This window comes from Duganella sp. 1411 (assembly GCF_017833525.1).
Lineage (GTDB): Bacteria > Pseudomonadota > Gammaproteobacteria > Burkholderiales > Burkholderiaceae_D > Rugamonas.
The window spans coordinates 817,828-841,095 of the sequence record NZ_JAFICD010000003.1 but is presented as its reverse complement, the minus strand read 5'-3'; the positions used below and the strand labels follow the sequence as shown (position 1 = coordinate 841,095).

Genomic DNA, 23,268 nt, shown 5'->3' with positions numbered 1-23,268 from the left:
AATGACTGACGTTCACAGCCCGGAACGCCGCAGTAAGAACATGCGCGCGATCCGGAGCAAGAACACAAATCCAGAACTCACTCTTCGAAAACTACTCTTCGCCCGCGGCCTGCGTTTTCGTCTACATGTCAACAGCCTTCCCGGCAAACCAGATATTGTCCTGCCCAAATACCGCGTAGCCATTCTTGTGCATGGCTGCTTTTGGCATGGTCACGACTGCTACCTATTCAAACTCCCTGTCGCCCGACGGGAGTTTTGGCAAGCCAAAATCTTGCAAAATAAACAGCGCGACAAGCGCGATAACGAAGCACTCCTCTTAACGGGATGGCGCGTTTTATGCGTATGGGAATGTGCACTTAAAGGACGCCTGAAGTGGGACCCAGATGAACTCGCAGATCGCATCGTGAGCTGGATTTGCTGCGTCTCTGCCGCCGACACCCATACAGAGGTGCAACATCGGCCAGAGCAGCATTCTCGCGTCGCCCCTGAAATAGCCGAACCCGGCGCAGGCGAGTAACCTCCTAGTAGAAATTTTTTAATTCGTTGATTTATAACGATATTTTACAAATATGGATGACAATCGTCTTAATTTTCTTAAAAATATTCTTCCTCGCATCATTTCCTTGTGCTATCTTACGAACTTGCACAGGAGAAAAGATGACTATCCAGCCCACCGCCTTACCCTCAGAATTTGAGCATTGCTTCAACTCTGTTCTCGAACTCGCGACACTGCTCGCTAGCATCGGAGCGGATGTGGCTTTCCTCAAAGTTCTGCCAAAAAACGCGAACGATAAAAATCAAATCTATATCGCGTCAGACTTCGGTGTGATCTTTGACTTGTTTGACGTGACTTTATCGGAACGAGGGGAAAGTACTAGCGAGACAAAAGGTCGGTCCGTCCCAGGTAAGCGGATTCCTGAGGCAGTTTTCAACGATTTTGCATGGCTCCGACGCGACCGTTCAGAGATAAAGGCGCGGCGAGTCAAAGCGATTATTTACACGCAATATCCTGAAGCACGACTATCGGGGCTCCAGGGGATCGACGGATCCATGCCACCGTCACTGTCCGTCAGTTTTACGAAACTGAACCCTGAAGCGAAGCGGCTGCTCGTCCTCGCTCGGCTGCCACGAGGTAAATGCGTTGGCTTTGTTTGCGTAGAGATGTCCAATGGCTTTGAGGCAGAGATCAAAGCGTTGCCCGGATTCGAACGAGCTCCAGCCTGCAAACGTTTGGTCCTTGAGCAAAACCGTAGTTCCAAACTTGAAGCACGACTTGCGGCCGTTGTAGGTAAAAAACTTCGCGGTTGCCGGCTTGACGCTTTCGGGCAAACTCTGCCGTTTTCCGGCACCCAAGTTTGCGGTTACACCTTAGAACACGCGCTCGGCATCGTTCCAAATTCCAACAAAGACGGAGACTTGTTCGGCATCGAGCTCAAGACTCACACAAAGCCGAAAGTCACCCTGTTCACGCCAGAGCCAGACGGCGGAATTTACGCTAGGAACTTCACCAAGTTCATGAAGACGTATGGATATCTCGACTCTGATGGAGATTACAGATTGACCGGCCTGCACCGCGCGAATGAAGTGTGTTCCAAATCCGGACTCACCCTGAGGGTTAGGGAGACCAGAGCAGATTCTGAGGGAAAGTTGCGGGCTTTCCCTTACAACCCAGATACGCCGCTGACGCCGAAGCTCGACAGCATAGATGTAGCCTTGATCGATGGTGATGGCGAGGTTGCCGCGTCCTGGAGTCTGGAACGCTTGATGAACTGCTGGGGTGCCAAACACAACGAAGTCGTTTATCTCACAGCATCTAAGGAAAATAACCCTGATCCAACTGAACACGATCAGGGATACGAACACATCATCACCTATGGGAACAAGGTGATGTGGTGCCGCGACACTACTGCAGAGAAATTACTGTGGGCGATCAATACCGGAGTTATCTACCTAGACCCGGCACCCAAGCTGCACGGATCGGATCCAGCGAAGAACAAGCGGCGCGCGCAGTGGCGCGTCAACGACATCACCAAGGCGGCGAAGGTATTGTATGAGCACGTTGAGTTTCGACAGATCGCAGTTACAGGAAATGTGCTCGAATTCCAAGGGCAGTCTGGACTGCAAAAGCCGCCTCAGCCGCAGGGCTTGCTTTTTCCGAATGCAACAGAAGGCGCGGCGGACGTAGCTGCGGAAATCTAACTTACTGAAGAGGACAACATGAAACTCGACTGCATGAAACCGTCTAAAGAATGGGAAGCGCCGTTTTTTAAAGTACTCGCTAAAAATGACACCGGAGAGGGTAAAGGCCATCAGGCGGGTGTTCTGATACCCAAATCTCTGCGGCAATACTTTCCACAGTTGAACGGGACGACCTCTTCAAGACAGCCTACGATTGATCAGCGAGTCAATGCTGAGCTGTACGACGGAGAAAAGTTCCTGAGTTCTGTCAACACGCGATACCAGTATCAGTCTTGGAGCGATACCAGATCGCACGAATCTAGGCTCACTGATCAACTCGGCCCGATTCACAGTATTGCCCAAGGCGGAGATGTGCTGGTTATGCAAAGAAATGGCCTCAAACAAAATCGCTTCAGATTGACGTTGATCAGGAAATCAAGCAGTCATTTTGAACTGGTACTACCCGTAATTGGGCGCCGCCGCTGGGGCGCCCTTTAATCAACGCGATGACCTGCTGAGTAGCGACATATACCAACAACGCGGGAGATGCCAGACTTCGCCGGCTGACACCGGCGAATTCAAAAGCGGTAACAACCTGCTTCTTAAATGAGGCGGGTTCATCATATTTCGCTGCTGCTTTCTCTGTAGAGAGCGAGGCCCGGGACCGTTCCGACGAGGGCTTCCGCTGTAGCATAAAAAACGTCTCCCAATGACCGTAAACAGGGAGATATTTCCACGACAGCGCCTGTCTTATATGCCCCAGCGGATGCGCAATTAATTCGACCAGCGAGCGCGCTCATCTTGGTTTCGTGTTCGTGCAAATACAATTCTGACATCGACCCGCCCTCTTGAACGTAGACATATGATGGCTTTGATTTTTCTTTCAACAATGAGGCACCGTGTGGGGCAATAGTGATACGCAGTTGCCCATCTGGCAAGCGCTCGTATTGAATTGCCGCTTTCGACGTCATGACATAGAGAGCGACGGCGATAGCATCCTCGTCGTTTAAAAATAAGGTGGCATATGGGTCTTAGTCATCGGTTGCTCCAAATGTGAACCGCGCTAGCAAGGTGTATTCGGAGCCACGCAATCGCAGGCAGCCTTTACCTAGGCGCCCAATATTGCCGAGTCAGCTAAGCCCACACCAGCGACTTTCTTACTTTGCAGAGCAAAATCAGTTAGACCTCCGTTGGAGTAGAAATATCTTTGCTTCGCAAAAAAACTTACAAGGCTGGCGCAATTCTGTCGCCTTTTCTTCGCTGACACTTGGCGTCGGCATGGCTGGCATATTGGCCTTGCCAGGCGCGTTGAGAGCTACCCAGGAAGTAGCGCCGCCTCGACTTGAAGAAATTAATGAGGTAGTCCTCGGCCGATTTCTGGAATCCTGTTTGAACGATCAGGAAGCGGCAGTCAAAGTCGTTGGAGTTCAGAGTGATACCGGCGCTGCGGATGCTCTTCGCGTGCGCGTCGAAGCGGGCCGATAGTTGGTACCCTGGCTGACAGCGTCCTTGGTGGCCTGGTTGTCCGAATCGGCCTTGCCGACCTAGATCTGGTGCTCTATTCCCTTGAGCGGCGCGTAGGGTTCGAAGTCGCCGCGGTAGTAAATGGCGTAGACGCCGGCGCCGTAGAAACCGGGGATCTTTGCCAGCGGGTGCTGCTGGCGCGACCAAGGTCAGCCCGGCGACGCGTGCGGAGGTGTTGGGGTTGGGTCGAAGATGGATTCGGGACACAACACAGGGTCGAGCTTGTGCGTGACGTTTTCAGCTGGCGGCGACCTGCTCCAGGCCGAGGCGGACTTTTGACGGCACCGGGATCTTCGCCGGCTTCGGTAGCGGCGATGCGCTCTGTTAGCGCACGCAGCTCCGAGCGCAAAGACGCTAGTGGGGAGTCATTCTTTTTGCTTGTCGCCATCGAGCGACGGAACAACTGCCGACGCGTAGCTGCCTTTTCTCAGTTTTGAGAGAAGGTTTGGATAGACGAGATCAACGTTGCTCCACAAGATGTTTTGTCACCGTGATAGGCAACTGCCTTGCCGCTTATGGAGTGCGTAGCACTGCCGCTGACTACCGTGCAGTTCTGGTGACCGTTGACCGGGCACATACATTTGTCTCCGACGACAACGACTGGCTTCCCACCGACAACAAAATATTCCACGCTGCTGCTGAGGACTTTGCCGCCATGCGAGGTAGCATCGCCAACTCGGATTACATCGGCCATCTCGCGCTCCTTATCTATTTTGCAGCCACTGGTCGAACACGAATCGAACCAGTCAGCCTATCCCAAAGCGCTACCGCCTCTTCATCACTAAGACTGGGCTTGGCGCCACCGACATCATTTCCTTGTACGCCAGTGCGCAGTTCCAGCTCAACCAACGGCAAAAGAGGATTCATCGGCTCGCCCTGGCTTAAGTACTTGAACTCATGAGATTCTCCTTCTTTTTCCTGTGCCGGCAGTCTAGCCAAAATTTCAAAACCCTTCCATTTACCCAAGGCACGATCTCCACGCCTCAACGTCTTTATCCGAGAATACCAACCGCCAAGTCCATTGCTAATAGCGTTTTCCTCTGCCTGCTGTATTCTTGGCTCAAGCGCATCAGAGGCAAGTAACTTTTTCTTGTTTGTAGTAGAAATTGAGAAATGAACATCAGGGTATTCCACCAATCGAATTCCAAGTGTAACGTACTCACGTATACTTTCGGGCGGCTCCGCGAAGAATCCATTTTCGACACAAATCCCGGGGGCTTGAGGAATTTCCGTTTTATCACGAAGTCGGAACAACGATGCCATCAAATTCAATCGTTTCACGTTTCTTTCATACTCTTCCTTTTTACCACTAGAATCAATTTCTTGAGTGAAGATATAATCCCCCAAAGGCAAGAATGACTGAATCCGATAAAAAACTCCACTGGCTTCGCTGACTCCAAAAACAATTTTCTGGCCAGATATCCCACCATCCATCACTCGTCCAATAATTGCGTCCGCGTTGAGTAAACGTCCCTCCGCGTACTCTCGCTCTTTCTCTATCTCTGTTAGTCGCTCACTCACCACCGCACCTATCGAACGCCCTTCTTCCTTAGAAATACCAAGGGAGAAAGGCACTTCAGCTGGCCCGTAAACAACCTCTGCTCCTTCGGGCACATCAATCAGAAATCGACCGATGCAGACAGTCTGGCTTTTCTCGAACAGATGATCAATCCGTGGAAGTTTCATAATTTCGGCCTTTTCTAATTTTCCTGGTGTAAAATAAAAAAAGAAAAACGATATGATCGAGGTGGCCACCATCGCACCGATTATGATTAAGCGAATAATATGGTTACGCATCGCTATTCCATTTCATCAATGCCGCTATCCGCACTATGCTATAAATTGTAGAGTGAACAGCGGCAGAATCTTTATAACTTTTTTGATGCTCGTAACCGACCTGCCTAAAGATGCCGCTAAATTTCCCGCTGAGAAGTTGTTGGTCAGCTGAACGCAAAGGGACCGTCTGGTCTCCCGGCCCAACACTAGGGCCCATCCTCAGTGAGAAAGACGGCGCAGCCGAAACAATATCTACTCCGGCTCCATCAATCGATGTTTGTAAATGACTTCCCGAATTCGATACATCAGTATCACTCTCAAATAAGCGAATTGCGCCATCTTGCTCATCGGAATATATCTTTAGTTTCCCCCATTGCCTTCCGCCATACCTCGAATCCAGATCCCAAGTTACTTTTTCCCAAGACGGGCGCCTGTTGTCGGCGCCATAATGCGCATAACTAACGGGGTGATAAGTGGAATGGATTTTTTCGTGGAAAGATCTCGCACCATCCAACAGGTCACAACTGTTGTCGAATCCACATCTTTCGAGCTCAGCCGGGTTCAGCCACTCTTCACGAAGCAGACGAAACCAAGAGTCTCGAAGCTGATAGATTTCCCGGTAGGGATCACCGTGTTCAGGAAGTCTTTTCAACGTCACGCCATTCTGTTTTATTTCCAACCAACCATTTCCGTACGCCCTGCTAGGCAATAGCTCCAGACCTCCTTGAGCATTTCCTAGGACCGCTGTCACGTGACTGCCGAATGCGCCCAAGACTTGGGGAGCAGGATCCAACGCCTTCTCCCCCTTTTCCGTTCCGCATCGAATGCGTCTATAGGCCGCAGGAGACCCGATTGCAGGCATTACGCCGTGAACAATACCCAAAACTTGGGCCTCTATTCCTCCGATCTGCGGATGGATCACAGCGCGCGCTAATAATCCCCCCATGGAGTGCGTAATAATTATTACTTTCTCGCACTCATATTTTTTTTCTTGATACTCTTTTATCAACGAAATAATTCTGGCGCTTATTTTTTTTGCAGATACTGCATTGGATTTTAGCCAGTTGTACCCCATTGCATGAACAGGAAACCAACAGCCATGGACTGCTTTACGATATTCATCTCTGCCGAGGGGTTTTAGCGAGCAATCTGGATGGGCTCCCCATATCGCTGGATCTTGTTCTAAAATCTGGTTCCAAAAGGAGAAATCGCTCGGGCTATTAAGATATTGCTCACACGTTTCAAGAATATCTCGATAACTTCCGTAATATACTTCCCCCCACCCTCGTTCCATTGCCTTCATTTCTTTTGTTTTTGCGTTGGCGACCCCAGCGGGATCGTCAGACAATAACGGGGTATTAATCCCCACGGCAAGAGCTTTACCAATGTCAACCTTATACCGCTGTGCCGCCGATTCCGAAGGATCGCCAGTAGTATGCTTATTCGGCTCATAGCTATCCACCTCTGTTTCTTTAGGATCTAACTGCATCTGCCGCTCACGAGGCGATGCATTGATCAAATGGGCTGCCTCTAATAAACGATCAGGCCTCCATGCAATATTGTTGCTTTTTCTTAGCTCCTTTTGTCGTTGTGGCTTGAGTCGTAAATTGGAACCCATAATTCCGGGTAGAAAAATTATCGGTAAAACTCGCTTTGGAGGCACGCTAACTTTCTGAGGCGTTTTATCTTCCCTCGGTGTGCAACATCCCTCAGCTTTAAGCTGACCTCCGTCCTTACGCGAGTGCAGTTGGGTTGCCATACATTTCCTTTAGTCCAAGATCTCAATTTGATAATTCGCGAAAGCCATTTTCGTTGAAAATCTCTCCGTGAGGCCCTCATTGTTTGTCTTCCCCTTGAAAGTTTGCCCATCTTCCATTCGAATAATGTAGCGACGGTTAATAACAGGCTCATCAGTTATAAGGTCGGTGACGATCACTTGTTGGTCGTGTTCAATATCTGTTTGAGGGAGATTGAGGTTCGTCGGCGCGCCATCGCCTCCCAGCTCGTGGTGAAAAGCGGATGATTTAATCGTGTGGACGCCGCTGCTTTGTTGGGCGATCTTGCCGCCGCCGTAGTTTGCTTGACACCCCTGTGCCACGAACTTAATAGCAGGAGACTGAAGTTCAATGCCTTCATTCGCTATCAATTTAATACGCTTAAGAGAAGTGATCTCGATGTCGCCGCCCTGTGATTCGATACGAATATTCCCGCTTGCAGCAATTATCTTTATTCCCAGTTTAAAGGCGAACATGCTAATGCCGCGTGTGGCTCGCAGCATTAAATTCCGCCCGGAGCCAACGCGCGTGTCTGCGGCGCTGGCCACGTCAACCGCCGTTTTTGCGCAAATACCGATCGATTCTTGGCTGCCCACAAAAATACCAGCGGGAGCGCTAACGGCCACCACCGATTCGCCAATACCGCAGGAAGGCACACCTTTCCCATCGTCCAGCTTCCTGATCCTATCAACTAGGACGGCAAGCTCTTCGCCGCCTGACGCGTCGAGAGCGTGCTTTTCTGCAAGGGTGGCAAGCTGCTTCATCACTTGCTGAGATAGCTCCCCAACATTGGTAAGCTCGTCACGACTCAGCATGGCGTCATTGGACTTCGCACATCCACTTGCAGAAATAAGAACACCCTTAACTCCACGTATAGCGACCGCTTTGTCACTCCTGAGCTCAGCGCCTTCCCCACGCGCTACACCGCTTCCATTGGACCTCTGTTCCGTGAGGTAGCCGAGATTCAACTGGCTGGCCCCATGATCACTGGCCAACTGCGCACTTATTTCTCCGGTCGTGTCATCCAGCCGAAGCTGATTCGCACGGGTGCCTCTGATTTCCCGGCTCTTGATGCCGGATAAGTGGCGGTTACCCGGCAAGTCACCCCGATCACTCAACGCCGGCGGCTGCGCCAGTTGGTTATAAAGCTGCCCGACGATCACCGGCTTGTCCGGATCGCCGCCCAGGAAGTTGACCAGCACCTCCGTCCCCACGCGCGGCAGGCCGACCGTCCCGCACTGATCCACACTGCCCGGCCCATTGCCCGCCCAGTTCGACGCCACCCTCACCCAGGCTGAATCGCTGTCGTCACCGGCCGCGCCGGAACCGTCCGCGTGTTGATGATCCGGCGCCCGCGTGCCGGGGAAGCGGATCTTCACCCTGCCCATCTGGTCGCAATACACCTCCTCGCCCTTCGGCCCGACGACGATCGCGCTTTGCATCAGCGCCTGCGGCAGATCGGTGCGCGCGTCGTACGCCGGCACGATCTTCACGCCGCGCCGCACCGCCGTGAACTGGATGTGCATGCGCAGCGCGCCCGACGCCATCCGCTCCGCCACCTCCTTGCGCAGCTGCGGCTCGTGCACGTCCTGCGTCCAGCGGCTGCGCGAGAACATGCGTTCCACTCGTTCGGCCAGCGCCTTGGGCAGGTTGTTCTGCGCGTTCACCTGCAAGGCCGTGACGACGAAATCGCGTTCCTGGGCCGGATGCTGGTCCACCTCCGGGTGCCCGGTCAGCGTGAAGTACTCGCCGGCGCACAGATCGCGCACGCTGCCTTCGCCATGAAAACACTTCGATTCAAAATCATGGCGCGTCATGTGCAGCCGGCCCAGGCGGCACAGGTCATCGACGTCGTCACCCGCGTGCGGCATCATCACCTGGTAGTCGTCCAGGCTCGCGGCCAGGTCGTTGCCGCACACGCCCTGGTCGACGCCGCTGGTGGCCTGCGCCATCATGTAGTCCGGCCCCTGCGAATAGCGGTAGTCCCAGCTGTGCCGCGTCACCACGCCCGGCTGCAGCGTGCGCACCGCGCCCCAGGAGGTGATCGTGTCGCGCTCCTCGGTGGCGGCGTCGCGGTGGTAGCGGATGGTGCCGGCGGCGTTCTGGCGCAGGCTCTCGGCGTCGTTGAACAGCACCAGCGTGTGCATCGGCCCTTCGCCATTGGCCTCGGCCCGCACGTACCAGCCGATGCCGCTGCGCTTGAGCAGGCGGCGGATGAAGGCGGCGTCCGATTCGTTGTGCTGCATCGTGAATTCGCGCTGCGGGTATTTGCGCAGATGAAAAACCTCGTCCACCTCGTCGCGGAAGCAGACGCCCAGCGTGGAGCTCTTTTGCCGCCATTCGCGCAGGATCTGGCGGACGATCTCCACTTCGTCCATCTGGCGGAACACGCGCGTGTTGATGCGCTTTTCCAGGACGGCCAGCGCGTCGCGCAGCACCAGCTGGTAGCTGGCCAGGCCGCCGTCGCTGTCGCCGGAACTGGCTTCGGTGACGATGCCGCAGACGCTGCGCAGGCCGCCCTGGTCGGTGACGAATTGCAGCGCGGCCGGCACCGCGATCAGCTGCTTCAAGGCCAGGTTGGCGTTGGACGACACGCACAGGACGCGGTAGTCGATGCCGCCGCACAGCGTCTCGGTGCCGAACACGCGCTGCGGCAGCAGCATGTCGTCGTTGACGCCGCCCGGCAGGTCGAGCTTGAGCCGGATCGGCCGGTTGAAGGTGACCAGCTCCTTGGGCATGCTCATGAAGCTGAAAAAATCGTTATCGCTTTCCACGGTTACTCCTCTGGTATGCGGCGAATCGGGCGGTGCTCAGGCCAGCGGCAAGGCGCCGGCGCGCGGGGCGCAGCGCAGCACTTCCTTGCCGGTGGCGTGGGAGACGATCACCAGCTGCGTGTAGCTGTTCAGGTGGACGTTCAGGCAAAACAGGTGATCGAGCAGCTGGGCGAAGACGTGGACGCCGGTGTCGGCGTACGCCGCTTCGTCCAGCGTGACCGTCACTTCGATCCCGCGCAGGTAGGCGCTGTCGCCGGCTTGCCGCATCCAGGCCGACGCAGGCCGGTGCGACAGGCCGGTGATGCCGTCGATCTGCTGCTGCGCGATGGCGTTGTCGCGCTGCGCGTACAGCCGCAGCGTGGCGGCCAGCGCGGGCAGGCCTTGCTGGGTGAGCGAGCGGTGGTTCGGCGCCAGATGGGCGATCAGGCCCCACTGGCTGTCGCCGTGCGACGCCGGCGGGTGCGACAGCGTCGGCCGGCGCAGCATGCGGATCGGGAAGTTGCCGGTGGATTTGACCGCGCGCAGGTCGCCGCCGGTCCGTCCGCACTGCAGGTTTTGCGGCAGGTTGCGGTTGGTGCAGGTGACCCGCACCGACGCCGTGCCGTCCTCCAGCCGCAGGGGCGAGAGCTGCTGGCCGACCAGCGTGAGCGAAACGCCGTGGTCGGCGGCGTCGCCGATATCTTCGCGGCGTTCAAGCCAGTGGTGGCCTTTGCCGCCGGCCGCGTCCCGCCGAAACGAGTAGTAAGGGGAGAAGTCCGTGATGCCGCTGCCTTGTTGCGCCTTGCGCACCAGCTGCACGGCGTCGATGCTGTAGATCTCGCAGTCGCCGGCCTGCACCGCGTCGAGCACCACTGGATAGTTGTTGCGCAAGGGGGTGACGCGGACCGGCACGGCCGCCTGCTCGAACAGGTTGACGACGGGTGTGCAGCCGAGCACCAGATTCGCTTCGGTCAGTGTGCGCAGCACGCGCGCGGCGGGCGTGTCGGGACGGACGTCCGTCAGCGCCAGGCGCAGCGTGAGCCGGGTGCAGTCGGCCGGACTGGCGGCGATCAGGGCGCCCAGGTCGATGTCGAAGAAGTCGAATTTTTCCGGGAAGGCGAAGTACTCGCCAAGCAGCCGGTACGCGGCGTGTTCGGAGGGGGCGGCCGGCAGCAGCGCCTCGTCGTCGGCAAAACCCACCGGTGCGATCGGCGGCTTGGCCAGCGTGCGCCATTGGCCCTCAGCCTCGACGCAGGCGCAGGCGGTGCGCGTGAACAGCGCGTCGCGCAGGGTGGCACGCAGCCTGGCATCGGCGTCGATGAACACCCGCATGGCGGTCAGGCCTTGCAGCGCCAGGCCGCGCGCGGCGCCGGTGCTTTCGATCGTGATGCAGATCGCCGCGCCGGCATCAGCCGGCAGCGCGACGGTCGATGGCACGTGGATGTGCGGTTCGAACCAGGCGGCGCCGATGCCGACCGGGGCGACCGTGGCGTCGTACACGCTGCGAAAGCCGCAGCCCACGACGTTGGGCGCCAGCGACTTCACGGCCGCGCCGCGCGGCAGGACGGTGACGCCGCTGACCGAGTTTTTCGGCGCTTCGCTATAGTCGATGCGGGCGATCGAACACGATGGCATCGGCCGCAGATGGTGCGGGTACAGCATGCCGAGCAGCGCTTCGGTCAGGCGCGAGTGGCCGTCGTCAAGCCGCTGGCCAACGCGGGCGTTGAGGAAGGCGTTGGCTTGGATCAGACGTTCGACATGGGGATCGGCGCAGGTTTCGCCCCGTATCCGCAGGCTGCCGGCCAGCTGGGGGTAACGGCCGGCGAACTCGGCGCCGGCGCGGCGCAGCTCGCTGAGTTCCCGTTCGTAGTACGGCAGTAGTTTTTCCATCGCGGCATCCATCGAAGAGTGAACGTGGCCAATGCCTTGCGGCAATAAACGGCTGCACAGGAGGTCGATCATGTCATGGCGATGGAAGCGCGCTTTTGAGGTGACGCAATGTGCCCAAGGGGTGCAACCAAAACGCCACAGGGCGTCGGGACAAAGCGGACACGCAGCACGTTCGCCTTTACTGGCAAAGCCAAGTCCCTTTACTGCTCAGGTATGCAGCAAATACATCAAATCCTCACGGTCGCATGCCGGCGGCGCGCTATACAGGCAGGCGTCCACGCCCAGGTGCGCGCCACCGGCGGCGTCCAGGCTGAAGCCGCGCACATCCTCGGCGCGCTGTATCAGATACACTTGGTACGTCATGCCCACGCCGCATTGAAGCTTGAGCAGCGCCTCCAGATGCAGCGCCGCGCTGCGTCCCGGCAGAAAGCGTTCGTAGCTTTCCCTGTCCAGCGGACCGATACGCAGGCGCACGCGCGCGTCGCAGGCGTACACGCGCGCGCCAAGCAGTACACCTGTCTCCAAGTCGACATGGGCCTTGCCCAACTGCGCCTGATCGCGCGCCGGCAGTTCCTGCCATTCGCCGACCAGCTGCTCCACCGCGAACGGCACCTCGAAATACTCCGCATACAGCCCCGCCATCAGCGGCGCGGAGACGGCGCGGCTGCGAATCTGCATCGCGTAGAACGCCAGCGTTTCGCGCGCGAGCGTGCCGGCCTCGCCTTCCCGCGCGCCGGCCAGCGCGGTGAGTATGGCCATGAACCCGTCGCCGCCTTCGCTCGTCGCCATGCATTCGGGACGGTGCTTGGCCCAGGCCTGATAGAACATCGTCAGCGCGCGATGCGAGAAGATATCGAGGAAGGCGCGCGGTCCGCCGTCGCTGTTGCCCTTCTCGTGGCGGTTGATGCGTTCCGAGTAGTGCAGCGGCAGCGCGCCCTGGCTGCCCAGCATGCCCATAAACGCCGGCGTGATGCGGATCGCCTTGTCGTCGCTGCTGATGTTTTCGATCTGGCTGGGCGGGAAGCCCAGCGACAGCCGGTTGCGAAAGCGCACGCCATCGAGGCCGGCGCCGCCATCCCGATCCTGCGCGAGCTCGATCAGCCTCACCGCCTGGAAGAACTGAAAGCGGTGGGGCTCTTCCAGCAGCTCGCCGATCAGGCCAGCGTCAACGCGCCGTTGCGTGGTGGGCATCGCAGCAACTCCTTTCCGCTGTCGTGGGAGACGACGACCAGTTGTGTGTAGCTATTCAGGTGGACGTGCAGGCCAAACAAGTGGTCCAGCACCTGCGCGAAGATATGGATGCCGGTGCCGGAGTAGGCTTCCTCGTCCAGGGCGACGGTCACTTCGGTCCCGCGCAGGCAGGCGTTGCCGCGCGCCTGCCGCAGCCAGGTGGTCGCCGGACGGTGCGACAGCGCGGTGATCCCTTCGATCTGGCGCTGGGAGACGGCGTTGTCCTGCCGCGCATACAGGCGCAGCATGGCGATCAGCGCCGGCAAGCCTTCCTGCGTCAGCGAGCGGTGGTTCAGCGCCAGGTGGGCGACCAGGCCCCATTGACCGCTGCCGCGCGACGCCGGCCCGTGCGAGATGGTCGGCCGGCGCAGCATACGGATCGGGAAGTTGCTGCTTGGGGTGAGCGCGCGCAAATCGCCGCCGCTTCGGCCATATTGCAGGTCGTGCGGCAGATTGCGGTTGGTGCAGGTGATGCGCACGCAGGCGGTGCCTTTGTCGGCGTGCAGCGGCGAGAACGCGTGGTCCACCAGCGTCAGCGAAAAATCGTGGCCGGCACCACCCAGCGCCAGATCCTCGCGGCCGGCCAGCCAGTATCGCCCTTTGCGGCTGGCGCCACCGTCGTGCCGCAGCGAATAGTAGGGGAAGAATTCCGTGACAACGCTGCCCTGCGCCGATTTGTTCAGCAGGTGCACCGTGTCGATGCTGTAGATTTCGCAACCGCTCGCTGGCATCTCGTCGGGGATCACCTGATAGCTGCTGCACGCGTGGGTCACATGAATCGGCGTGGCCGAATGCGCGAACAGGTTGATGACCGGCGTGCAGCCGAGCACCAGATTGTCCGCCGAGAGGCCGCGCAGCGTGCGCGCGGCGGGCGTGTCGGGACGCACGTCCGCCAGCGCCAGGCGCAACGTCAGTTGGGCGGCACCGGCGGGCGCCGCGGCGATCAGCGCGCCCAGATCGATGTCGAAGAAGTTGAATTTTTCGGGAAAGGCGAAGTACTCGCTGATCAGCCGGTAGGCGCTGTGTTCCGACGGCGCGCCTGGCAGCAGCGCTTCGTCGGCGGCGAAGCCCACCGGCGCGACCGGCCAGCCGGCCAGCATGCGCCACTGGCCTTCGGCCTCCACGCAGGCGCAGGCGGCGCGCATGAACAGCGCGTCGCGCAGGGTGGCGCACAACGAGGCCTCGCCGTCGATGAAGACGCGCATCGTCGATACGCCTTGCATCGCCAGGGCGCGCGCGGCGCCCATGCTGGCGATGGTGATGCAGATCGCCGCGCCGGCCTCGGACGGCAGCGATATCGTCGACGGCACCTGGATGTAAGGTTCGAACCATGCCGCGTCGATGGCGACGGGGGCGACCGTGGCGTCGTAGACGGTGCGGAAGCAGCACGTTACGGCGTCCTTGCCGATCGATTTCATCGCGGTGCCGCGCGCCTGCGTGGCGACGCCGCCGACGTCGCGCTCCCTGCCGCCGCTGTAATCGATGCGGGCGATCGAGCAGGACGGCATCGGGCGCAGGTAGTGCGGATACAGCATGCCAAGCAGCGCTTCGGTGAAGCCGGCGTGGCCGTCGTCGAGCAGCTTGGCGACGCGCGCGTTGAGGAAGGCGCAGGCCTGGATCAGGCGTTCGACATGGGGATCGGCGCAGGTCTCGCCGTGCATCCGCAGGCTGCCGGCCAGCCGGGGATAACGCCCCGCGAACTCGGCGCCGCCACGGCGCAGCAGGCCCAGTTCACGCTCGAAGTACGGCAGTAGTTTTTCCATCGCGGCATCCATCGCAGGGTGGGCGTGCCCGCGATGCCTGTTGGCAATAACGGGCTGCACAGGAGGTCGATCATGTCATGACGATGGGCCCGCGTTTTTGAGTTGAAGCAACATGCCAACCTCGGCGGTGGAAATGCAACAACCCCGGAAAATCGTGCGGGCAACGGCTGTGACCGGCAAACGAATCGCTCTTGCCAAATAGTAAATTCTAAGGTGTAATCTTGTGTGGACTGCATCGAGTTAGGCGCTGCGTTTGACGGCGCCGCGTATGGGAGTGTGAGTCATATGTCAGAACCGATTTCATCACCGCTAGGCGAGTACGACCCACTGGCGCTGCTCGCCGGCTTCTCGCAAGGCACACGGCTGCTCCGACTGATTACGCCGCTCGGCGCCGACGTGCTGCTGGCCGAATGCGTGCGCGGCGAGGAAGGCATCGGCACCGGCTTCCGCTTCAAGATCGCCGCGTTGTCGACCGACGCCGCCATTCCCCTCAAATCGCTGATCGGCCAGCCGGTGCTGCTCGAGCTGATGACCGCCGCCAGCCGCGATCAGTTGCGCCCCTTCCACGGCCACGTCACCGCGATCGACATGGCCGGCGCCAACGGCGGTTTCGCCCGCTACAACCTCACCGTCGAACCCTGGACCGCCTTCCTCGCGCGCGGACGCGACAGCCGCATCTTCCAGGACATGACGGTGTTCGACATCCTCGACACCATCTTCAACGCCTACCAGGGCCAAGGCAAGCTGGCGCCGGCGTGGCGCTTCGACATCGTCGACCGCGCCGTCTATCCCAAGCGCAGCATCACCACGCAATACCAGGAGAGCGACCTCGCCTTCGCCGAACGCCTGATGCATGAGGAAGGCCTGTTCCATTACTTCGAGCACAGCGGCGACGCCGCCAGCCCCGGCCTGGGCAGCCACACCATGGTCATCGCCGACCACAACGGCAGCTTCAAGCCCAACGCGCAGGCCAGCGTGGCCTTCAGCCAGCCCGGCGCGACGATGCGGGAAGACACGCTGGACCGCTGGCGCACCGAGCTGCGCCTGCAAACCAACGCCATCGAGCTGAGCAGCTGGGACTACCGCTCGCTCGACACCCGCGACGTCGGCGCCGCCAGCGCGGACGGCGGCGACGGCGCGCCACTGGTCAGCCGCGACGCCCCCGGCGCCTACGCCTACCAGTCGCGCGAACAGGGCCAGCGCATCGCCGACAACCAGTTGCAGGCGTTCGAGGCCAGCAAGGAAATCCATGTCGGCGCCGGCACCGTGCGCACGCTCGCGCCGGGCACCACCTTCGCACTGACCGGGCAGGCCCAGTTCGACCTGGCCGGCAGCGACGACGAGCGCAGCTTTTTGATCGTGCGCGTGGTGCACCTGATGCACAACAACCTCGGCGCCGACCTGAAGTCGAGCCTGATGCAGCGGCTCGGCCAAGGCCTGCTCGACGCCTTGATCGGCGAAGAGGAAAAAACCAGCCTGCACGCGGTGGGCAAGGCCATCGCCGAGCGGCCCTTGTACCGCAACCGCATCGACGCCATCCGCAGCAACATTCCCTACCGCTCCAGCGGCACCGACGCCCACGGCCAATTGCTCCATCCGCGCCCGACCATCCACGGCCAGCAGACCGCCATCGTGGTCGGCCCGCCGGGCGCGCCGATCCATACCGACCGCGACCACCGCGTCAAAGTGCAGTTCCACTGGCAGCGCGGCGCGCAAAGCCATAGCCGCCTGCAGCATCCGATGCCCGACGGCCACACCGGCGCGCCCGGCGACGACCAGGCCGGCACGTGGGTGCGGGTGGCCACGCCGATGGCGCCGGTGGCCGGCGCCAACTGGGGCAGCAGCGCCCTGCCCCGCATCGGCCAGGAAGTACTGATCGATTTCCTGGAAGGGAACATCGACCGGCCGGTGGTGCTCGGCACCGTCTACAACGGCCGCGGCCAGGCCGACGCGCAGCACAACCAGGTGGCCGGCGGCGCCGGCGTGGCGACCGGCAACGCGCCGGCCTGGTTCCCGGGCGAGGCCGGTGGCCACGCGCACCCGGCGGCGCTGTCGGGCATCAAGACGCAGGCGCTGCAATCGAGCCAGGGCGGCAGCGGCGCGTACAACCAGCTGGTGTTCGACGACACGCCCGGCCAGTCGCGCCTGGGCTTGCAGCGCCACGCCACCGCGCACCAGGGCACGGCCGAGCTGAACCTGGGCCACTTGCTGCACCAGAGCGACAACCAGCGGCTCAAGCCGGCCGGCTTCGGCGCCGAGCTCAAGACCGAACACAGCGTCGCGGTGCGCGCCGGCAAGGGGTTGCTGCTGTCGACAGACGCGCGCGGTAGCGCCACCGGCAGCCAGATGGATTCGAAAGAGGCCATCACGCAGATCGAGGAAAGCGTACAGCTGCAGACCGATCTGGCCGAGATGGCGCAGAAGCACAGCACGTTGACGGTCGGCGGTCAGGCACCTGCCACGGGGACGGAAGCGCCGCTGCCCGCCATCGCCCAACTCAAGCGCACCATGGAGGTATTGGGCACGACGGAATCCGATGCGCCGGCCTACAGCGAGCCGCATCTGCAATTGAGCTCGCCTGCGGGCATCGCGGCCACCACGCCGGCCAACGCGGTGCTGGGCGCCGCCGGCACCAGCTTGAGCGCTGGGCACGATATCAACTTCGCGTCGCAACGCAACAGCTACACGAGCGTCAAGGAAGGCATCAAGCTTGTCACCTACGGCAAGGCGGTCAACGCGCAAAAGCCCAATCAGGAGATCGGCATCCGCCTGCACGCGGCCAGCGGCAAGGTGAGCAGCCAGAGCCAGGCCGGCGAGACCAAGCTGACGGCCGACAAGGCGCTCACTGTCGCCAGCACGACCAAGGGCATCAACATCGCCGGCAAGCAGCATGTGCGGCTGACCGCGCAAGGCGCCCATCTCAAGCTTGACGGCGGCAACATCGAGCTGCATGGGCCGGGCAAGATCGATTTCAAGGCCAGCCTGAAGGAGCTGGCCGGGCCGATGAGCGCCACGCCTGCGCTGCCGGCCTTGCCGCAGGCTGCCAATCTTGATAACTCGATCGAAATCCTGTTCCATTACGACGACCTGGCGCCCATCCCCGGCGCCGCCTATAAGGTCACCTTCGAGAATGGCACCGTGCGCGAAGGCAAGCTGGATGACAAGGGGCACGCCTTACTGACCGGCACGCCGCCGGGTGAGTATGTGGTCGAGTATGGCGACGATCCGCGTCCGTGGAAGCCGCCGGAAGAAGAAACGCCGGAGTATAAAAAACCGGAATTCAAGGCGGCGATGGACGCCGAGATGGAACGCGAGCGCCAGTTGCACGAGCAAAGACAGGGGGCGGTATGAGTCTCGTCAGCAATTGCACGAAATTCCTCGAAGACCTGATCATGGGCGACTTCAACGAGGACCAGATGGTGTCGGCGCAGATCATCGGCGGCCTGATCTCATTGATCCCCGTGATCGACCAGGTGATGGACCTGCGCGACGTCTCGGGCAGCCTGTACCGCATCAACAAGCACGGCGGCTTCGCCAAGGCCACGATCGATCAGAAGATCTATCTGGGCTTCGCCGCGTTCGGCGTGGTGCCGGAGGTGGGCAGCGCCTTCAAGACCGTGTTCAAGCCGCTCTACAAAGAGCGCAAGGCGCTCAAGGGCGCGGTCAACAGCGGCGTGGCGATGATCGAGCGGATGCTGTCGAAGAAAAAAGGCGGCGCGCTGGCGTGGGTCAAGGCGCTGGACTGGGCCGGCAACACCCAGGCCGCCATCGTCCAGGCGAACCTGGCGCTGGAGAGCTGCATCGCGCTGCTCGACTATATCGCCGTCGGACACTGGTGGTGCCCGGACCATCTGGAGCAACTGGCGCGCGACGTCTCGCCGGGCATCAAGAAAATGCGCGGCCAGTTGGCCGGGCCGATACGCGAGGCGTCCGGATATATCAAGCAGTTCGTCACCGAGTTGCTGGGCGAGCACGCGGCCGCCGTCGTGATGGCGGTCGCCAGCAACGCCGGCAGCATTCCGCGCGGCGGCCATCATGGTGCGGCGCCTCGTGCCGCAAGCGGCAACAGCCATCTGCGCGTGGCCGACAAGCCGCGCCTCAATGGGCGCACTACCAAGGGTAAAATCGCCAGCGTGGTGCAGCGCACGGCTTTTCAGGCTTATCAGGGATTGGAGCAAGCCGCCAAAGGCTTGCTGGGCGAGCATATCGTCGACCACCATGTCATCGAGCAGAAAGGCTGGGGCCTCAGCTGGAACCGGCATGACATGATTGGTGGTCCGGGCAAAAAAGCCGCTGGTTGGCAAAGCGAATTCAAAAAATTGAATGACAACGAAATACCGCTGTATCTGTGCACGCCGAGCGTGCATGTGCTGACCAACGGCATAGACTCGTTATGGCTGACCAACCGCCCGCGACCGCACCAATTTGCCGTTGTCGAAGCGAAGGCCAGCATAAATCCTGCAGCGAAACTCCTTTCGCTGTTGGGAGAGGCGAAGGGAGCAGGCGGATCTTCCACGATCAATACCGGTCGAAAGAAAAACCGAACGCCGGGCGCTTCTATGCCGAGCAGTTCAGCTTCGACCAACGGCCCAAAATCCGGCATGGTAATGCAAATGAGCAGACAGTGGATCTTAGACCGCATAGATAAAGAATTCGGCCAATATAAAGGCAGGATGACCCGAGGCGGAACTAACTATTCTCGACATGTGTTTCTCGTGTCCCCCCTCCAAGCTGCGGACCATATGATAGCGATGGAGAAGATTGTTAGCGAAGGGCTGATCAGCAAACCTGCGGCAGCCCAAAAATACGCTCCCGAGCATAGCCGACACGACATTCAGAAAGAATTTGGCGAAAAAGATCTCGATGCCGCAGAGGCTCAATACAAAATTAGCGGCAAGCCGAGCAAGCCCAAAAAGCCAAAAAAATGAGAAAGAGCAAATGATGAAAACTTCAGATTTCAGAACCAAACGCCGTCAGGTCTATCTGGACGAAGAAAGCTATCAGAATACGGTCGCCCAACTTTTAGCCGAAAATGCAGTCGAGTCCCCCCCAGGGCTACCTGCGGTTGATGCATGTAGGGATCTGCAATTAACCGCAATTGACAAATGGACGATATTCAAACTCAAATATACTGCGGGGGAGTCCCTCACTGAATTAGCAAATACCTTTGACGACATCGTATTAGCGTATGAACGCTGGGTCGATGCGTTGAACGATCTACCAGACGACGATTATTATCCACCGTTCATCATGAACGATCTGATTGACACATATGTCGATTACTTAAGTCTCGTTTCCGTCGCGATTTTGTTGCGACGCGAAGACTTAGTCGGAAGGATCTACGCGTTGAACGAAGGAACTGACTTTGACGGAGTCGATGCAGTGCTGGAGGAGCTGTTTAAATTCTACCTTCCGGACCGCCCCGATCTAGATCAATGGTTGTGGAACAAGCCTTACCGAAAATTGCTCGACGCCATCGACAGCGATAACGCGGCTGAGATGGCAGCAGAAATGAAAGTCTACGTAAAAAGCTGGTATTCCGACATGAAGGGACAGGCGATCTTCTGGGGAAAGCATGAAAAAATTAAACCAGAATTCACTTCCTACACCGGCTACTGGGCGATGTGCGCCGCAGCCTTCACCTATCTCTATGATATAGACGACTCGTCTTATCGGAACGAGACGGTGTACCCCAAGGACCTCGTCGACTACGCGCGCAGCATCCCGCGCAACGATGACACGCAACACAGTACGGCCAAACCGTTGCGTGTGGCGGGTGGTGAAGCCTGTCCGAAGTCCGGGCAGTGGTTTTCACCGGCCAAGGCCGATAGCCAAGGGCATTTCTCGGCAGGGACGATCATGCCCGACTTCCCGGATGCGCAATACGGCCTGACTATCTGGCAATGGATGGGTGATTAATTTATAGAAGTCAGTCGCCGACGCGGACCTCAACGAGGATCAGATGGTATCGGCGCAGATCATCGGTGGTTGCCGCGCCGTGCCGGCCAATTTCGTGACATTGAGAAAAATTGGCGACACAAAAATCCAAATAATTCAACATACTTTACAAATTAAAAATGTTCCTAACGGCACTTGTTTTCGGCATAATATTGAATCCTTAACACCGACCGACGGCGGCACGGCGACCGCCAGAAGTGCCCATCCTGGAGCTTTCCTATGCGTATCAAATCCTTCTTGCTGGCCGTGACCGCAACCGCTGCCCTGTGCAGCGGCGTCGCCAGCGCATCCACCGAACTGATCGTCAACGGCAATTTCGAATCCGGCGACCAGGGCCAGATCAACTGGGGCGGCCATCAGCTGGCTGGCTGGACGACCTCCGGCTTCAACTTCCTGTTCAACGGCTCGAACGTGGATAACGGCGGCGCGCCCGGCACCTACGGCAACCTGCAACTGTGGGGCCCGAACAACGGCGCGAATAACGGCTTGCAAGCGAGCCCTGTCGGCGGCAATTTCGTCGCCGCCGACGGCGCGTTCGGCGTCGCCCCGCTGTCGCAGACGGTCAATGGCCTGACGGTCGGCCAGCAGTACAACGTGAGCTTCTACTGGGCCGGCGCCCAGCAGTCCGGCTACTCCGGCGACACCACCGAGCAGTGGCACGTCTCGCTGGGCAACCAAACCCAGTCGACCGTCGTGAAGAGCAACGCCAACCACGGTTTCACCGGCTGGCAGAAAGAAACCTTCACCTTCACGGCCACCAGCGCCAGCGAAGTGCTGAGCTTCCTGGCCGCTGGCACGCCGAACGGCGTTCCACCGTTCTCGCTGCTCGATGGCGTGTCGATGACCTCCGCCGTGCCTGAGCCGGAAGTCCTGGGCATGCTGGGCCTGGGCCTGGGCCTGGTCGGCTTCGCCGCGCGCCGCCGCAAAACCAAAACTGCTTAATTCTTCTTTATAAGCAGTCACCGATGCCGGGCGTTCGCGTCCGGCATTTTCCATTGCGCACATGAGCGCTGTTGTTGGTGCAAGTCCGCATCACTGAAGTCCCGACACCGATGAACGACATTCTTGCCTACCTGCCGACCTTTGCCGTCAACGTGGGGCGGCTGTGCCTGTGGCTGGCGCTGCTGTCGCTGGTGTTCGTGCCGCTGGAGCGCTGGCTGGCGGTGCGCAAGGCGCGCTTGCCGCGCCGCGCGCTGGCGATCAATCTCGGGATGTATTTCCTCAACAGCCTGCTTCCGGCCGCCGTCCTGAGCGCGCTGATGGCCGTCGTCGCCGTCGCCGCGCACGCCGCGCTGCCGGCCGCGTTGCCGGCCGCCCTGGGCGCGCTGCCGCTGGCGGTCAAGCTGCCGTTGTCGTTCGTGATCGCCGAAATCGGCTTTTACTGGGGCCACCGTTTAAGCCATCGCTTGCCCTGGCTATGGTATTTCCATTCGGTGCATCACAAGCCCGAGCACCTGTACTTCCTGATCAATACCCATGCGCATCCGGTCGACATGGTCGTCACCCGCTTGTTCGGCATGACGCCGCTGTACATCCTCGGCCTGGCCGGCGCCAGCGCGGGCGGCAGCGCCACGCCGGCGCTGGTGATCATCATTGGCACGATCTGGGGATTTTTCATCCATTCGAACCTGCGGGTCCGGCTCGGTCCGCTGGAATCGATCGTCGCCACGCCGGCGTTCCATCACTGGCACCATACCAGCATCGCGCCGCTGGACCGCAATTTCTCATCGACACTACCGTTCCTGGACCGGGTGTTTGGCACTTGGTACCTGCCGGATCAGTGGCCGTCGGCCTATGGCATCGCCGACACGCCGCCCACCCCCCCCGGGCCGGCGGCCTGACCCCAAATCATGGCTGTGCGCGCCGGGCTGAATCTAGGCCATCTGGTGCGCCAGAGCGACAATCAGCGGCTGAAGCCGGCCGGCTTCGGCGCCGAGCTCAAGACGGAGCACGGCGTCGCCATGCGCGCCGGGGTAACAAGGGGCTATAATCAATCCTCAATTTCCCAACCCCACCATGAACAATCGTCTCGCAGAACGCAGCCGCGACTTTCTTACGGCACTCGCCCGTCTGGAGGAAGCACTGGCTCAGCCGGAAGACTCGTTTCTGCGCGACGCGTCCATTCAACGATTTGAGTTCACGTATGAGCTAGCCTGGAAGGCCATCAGGCTCTGGCTGGAAACCAAAGACATCCTCGCACTCAGCGCCAAGGAAACGTTGCAGGCCGCGCTCGATCAGGGACTACTGGCCGATGGCAACGGCTGGAGCCAGTTGCATCGCATGCGCAATCTAACCAGCCATACCTATGACGAAGCGCAGGCGTTACTCGTCTATCGCTTTGTTAAAACCGATGGAGTTCAGCTTTTCTCCGAGCTGGCGGCGACGGTGCAAACATGGGTGCAATAGCTGACAGCACACTCC

The 23,268-nt window shown here is 59.6% G+C and carries 17 protein-coding genes; 10 read left to right on the top strand and 7 right to left on the bottom strand.

The window, feature by feature from the left end:
- Position 1: 1 nt before the first annotated feature.
- The 3 genes from JOD97_RS20730 to JOD97_RS20720 all read left to right on the top strand — a co-directional run bounded on the left by JOD97_RS20730 (position 2) and on the right by JOD97_RS20720 (position 2,676).
- Positions 2-517, top strand: a complete 516-nt coding sequence (locus JOD97_RS20730) for a very short patch repair endonuclease (protein ID WP_209722512.1) — start codon at positions 2-4, stop codon at positions 515-517.
- A gap of 140 nt (positions 518-657) precedes the next feature.
- A complete protein-coding gene (locus JOD97_RS20725; RefSeq protein WP_209722510.1) occupies positions 658-2,199 on the top strand; it encodes an MvaI/BcnI family restriction endonuclease in 1,542 nt (513 codons plus the stop codon).
- An 18-nt stretch (positions 2,200-2,217) separates the two neighbouring features.
- On the top strand, positions 2,218-2,676 hold the full coding sequence (locus JOD97_RS20720; RefSeq protein ID WP_209722508.1) for an EcoRII N-terminal effector-binding domain-containing protein: 459 nt from the start codon (positions 2,218-2,220) through the stop codon (positions 2,674-2,676).
- A gap of 1,453 nt (positions 2,677-4,129) precedes the next feature.
- Here JOD97_RS20720 and JOD97_RS20715 read toward each other — a convergent pair.
- From JOD97_RS20715 to tssF (JOD97_RS20685), 7 genes are all read right to left on the bottom strand, one after another.
- Complete coding sequence (locus JOD97_RS20715) at positions 4,130-4,396, bottom strand: PAAR domain-containing protein (RefSeq protein ID WP_209722506.1); 267 nt, start codon at positions 4,394-4,396, stop codon at positions 4,130-4,132.
- 14 nt (positions 4,397-4,410) lie between these two features.
- Entirely contained in the window at positions 4,411-5,499 is a 1,089-nt protein-coding gene (locus tag JOD97_RS20710) for a T6SS immunity protein Tli4 family protein (RefSeq protein WP_209722503.1), read from the bottom strand.
- Entirely contained in the window at positions 5,492-7,237 is a 1,746-nt protein-coding gene (locus JOD97_RS20705; RefSeq protein WP_209722501.1) for a triacylglycerol lipase, read from the bottom strand. Before JOD97_RS20705 ends, JOD97_RS20710 begins: the two co-directional genes overlap by 8 nt.
- A 9-nt stretch (positions 7,238-7,246) precedes the next feature.
- The gene (locus JOD97_RS20700) at positions 7,247-10,027 is read right to left on the bottom strand and encodes a type VI secretion system Vgr family protein (RefSeq protein WP_373999900.1); all 2,781 of its coding nucleotides are present in this window, start codon (positions 10,025-10,027) and stop codon (positions 7,247-7,249) included.
- A gap of 36 nt (positions 10,028-10,063) precedes the next feature.
- Positions 10,064-11,896 carry a type VI secretion system baseplate subunit TssF gene (gene tssF / locus JOD97_RS20695; protein ID WP_209722498.1) on the bottom strand — a complete coding sequence of 611 codons (1,833 nt, stop codon included), beginning with the start codon at positions 11,894-11,896 and terminating at the stop codon, positions 10,064-10,066.
- Positions 11,897-12,103: 207 nt separating this feature from the next.
- Positions 12,104-13,087 carry a type VI secretion system baseplate subunit TssG gene (gene tssG, locus JOD97_RS20690; RefSeq protein WP_209722495.1) on the bottom strand — a complete coding sequence of 328 codons (984 nt, stop codon included), beginning with the start codon at positions 13,085-13,087 and terminating at the stop codon, positions 12,104-12,106.
- Positions 13,051-14,889, bottom strand: a complete 1,839-nt coding sequence (gene tssF, locus JOD97_RS20685) for a type VI secretion system baseplate subunit TssF (protein ID WP_209722492.1) — start codon at positions 14,887-14,889, stop codon at positions 13,051-13,053. The genes tssG and tssF (JOD97_RS20685) overlap by 37 nt, the downstream gene beginning before the upstream one ends.
- A 285-nt stretch (positions 14,890-15,174) precedes the next feature.
- Between tssF (JOD97_RS20685) and tssI the strand changes: the two genes are divergently transcribed.
- The 7 genes from tssI (at position 15,175) to JOD97_RS20650 (ending at position 23,253) form a co-directional block, all read left to right on the top strand.
- A complete protein-coding gene (gene tssI, locus JOD97_RS20680; RefSeq protein WP_209722489.1) occupies positions 15,175-18,240 on the top strand; it encodes a type VI secretion system Vgr family protein in 3,066 nt (1,021 codons plus the stop codon).
- Positions 18,237-19,817 (top strand): hypothetical protein, encoded by a 1,581-nt coding sequence (locus JOD97_RS20675; protein ID WP_209722486.1) that lies wholly within the window; start codon positions 18,237-18,239, stop codon positions 19,815-19,817. The genes tssI and JOD97_RS20675 overlap by 4 nt, the downstream gene beginning before the upstream one ends.
- Positions 19,735-20,808: a PoNe immunity protein domain-containing protein gene (locus tag JOD97_RS20670; protein ID WP_209722484.1), complete on the top strand. Its 1,074-nt coding sequence runs from the start codon at positions 19,735-19,737 to the stop codon at positions 20,806-20,808. Before JOD97_RS20675 ends, JOD97_RS20670 begins: the two co-directional genes overlap by 83 nt.
- Before the next feature lie 258 nt (positions 20,809-21,066).
- Positions 21,067-21,789, top strand: coding sequence for a PEP-CTERM sorting domain-containing protein (locus JOD97_RS20665; protein WP_209722480.1), 723 nt, complete (start codon positions 21,067-21,069; stop codon positions 21,787-21,789).
- A 110-nt stretch (positions 21,790-21,899) separates the two neighbouring features.
- A complete protein-coding gene (locus JOD97_RS20660; protein WP_209722478.1) occupies positions 21,900-22,688 on the top strand; it encodes a sterol desaturase family protein in 789 nt (262 codons plus the stop codon).
- 9 nt (positions 22,689-22,697) lie between these two features.
- Entirely contained in the window at positions 22,698-22,982 is a 285-nt protein-coding gene (locus JOD97_RS33295; protein WP_209722475.1) for a type VI secretion system Vgr family protein, read from the top strand.
- Positions 22,864-23,253 (top strand): HI0074 family nucleotidyltransferase substrate-binding subunit, encoded by a 390-nt coding sequence (locus JOD97_RS20650; protein WP_209722472.1) that lies wholly within the window; start codon positions 22,864-22,866, stop codon positions 23,251-23,253. Before JOD97_RS33295 ends, JOD97_RS20650 begins: the two co-directional genes overlap by 119 nt.
- The last annotated feature ends 15 nt before the right edge of the window (positions 23,254-23,268 follow it).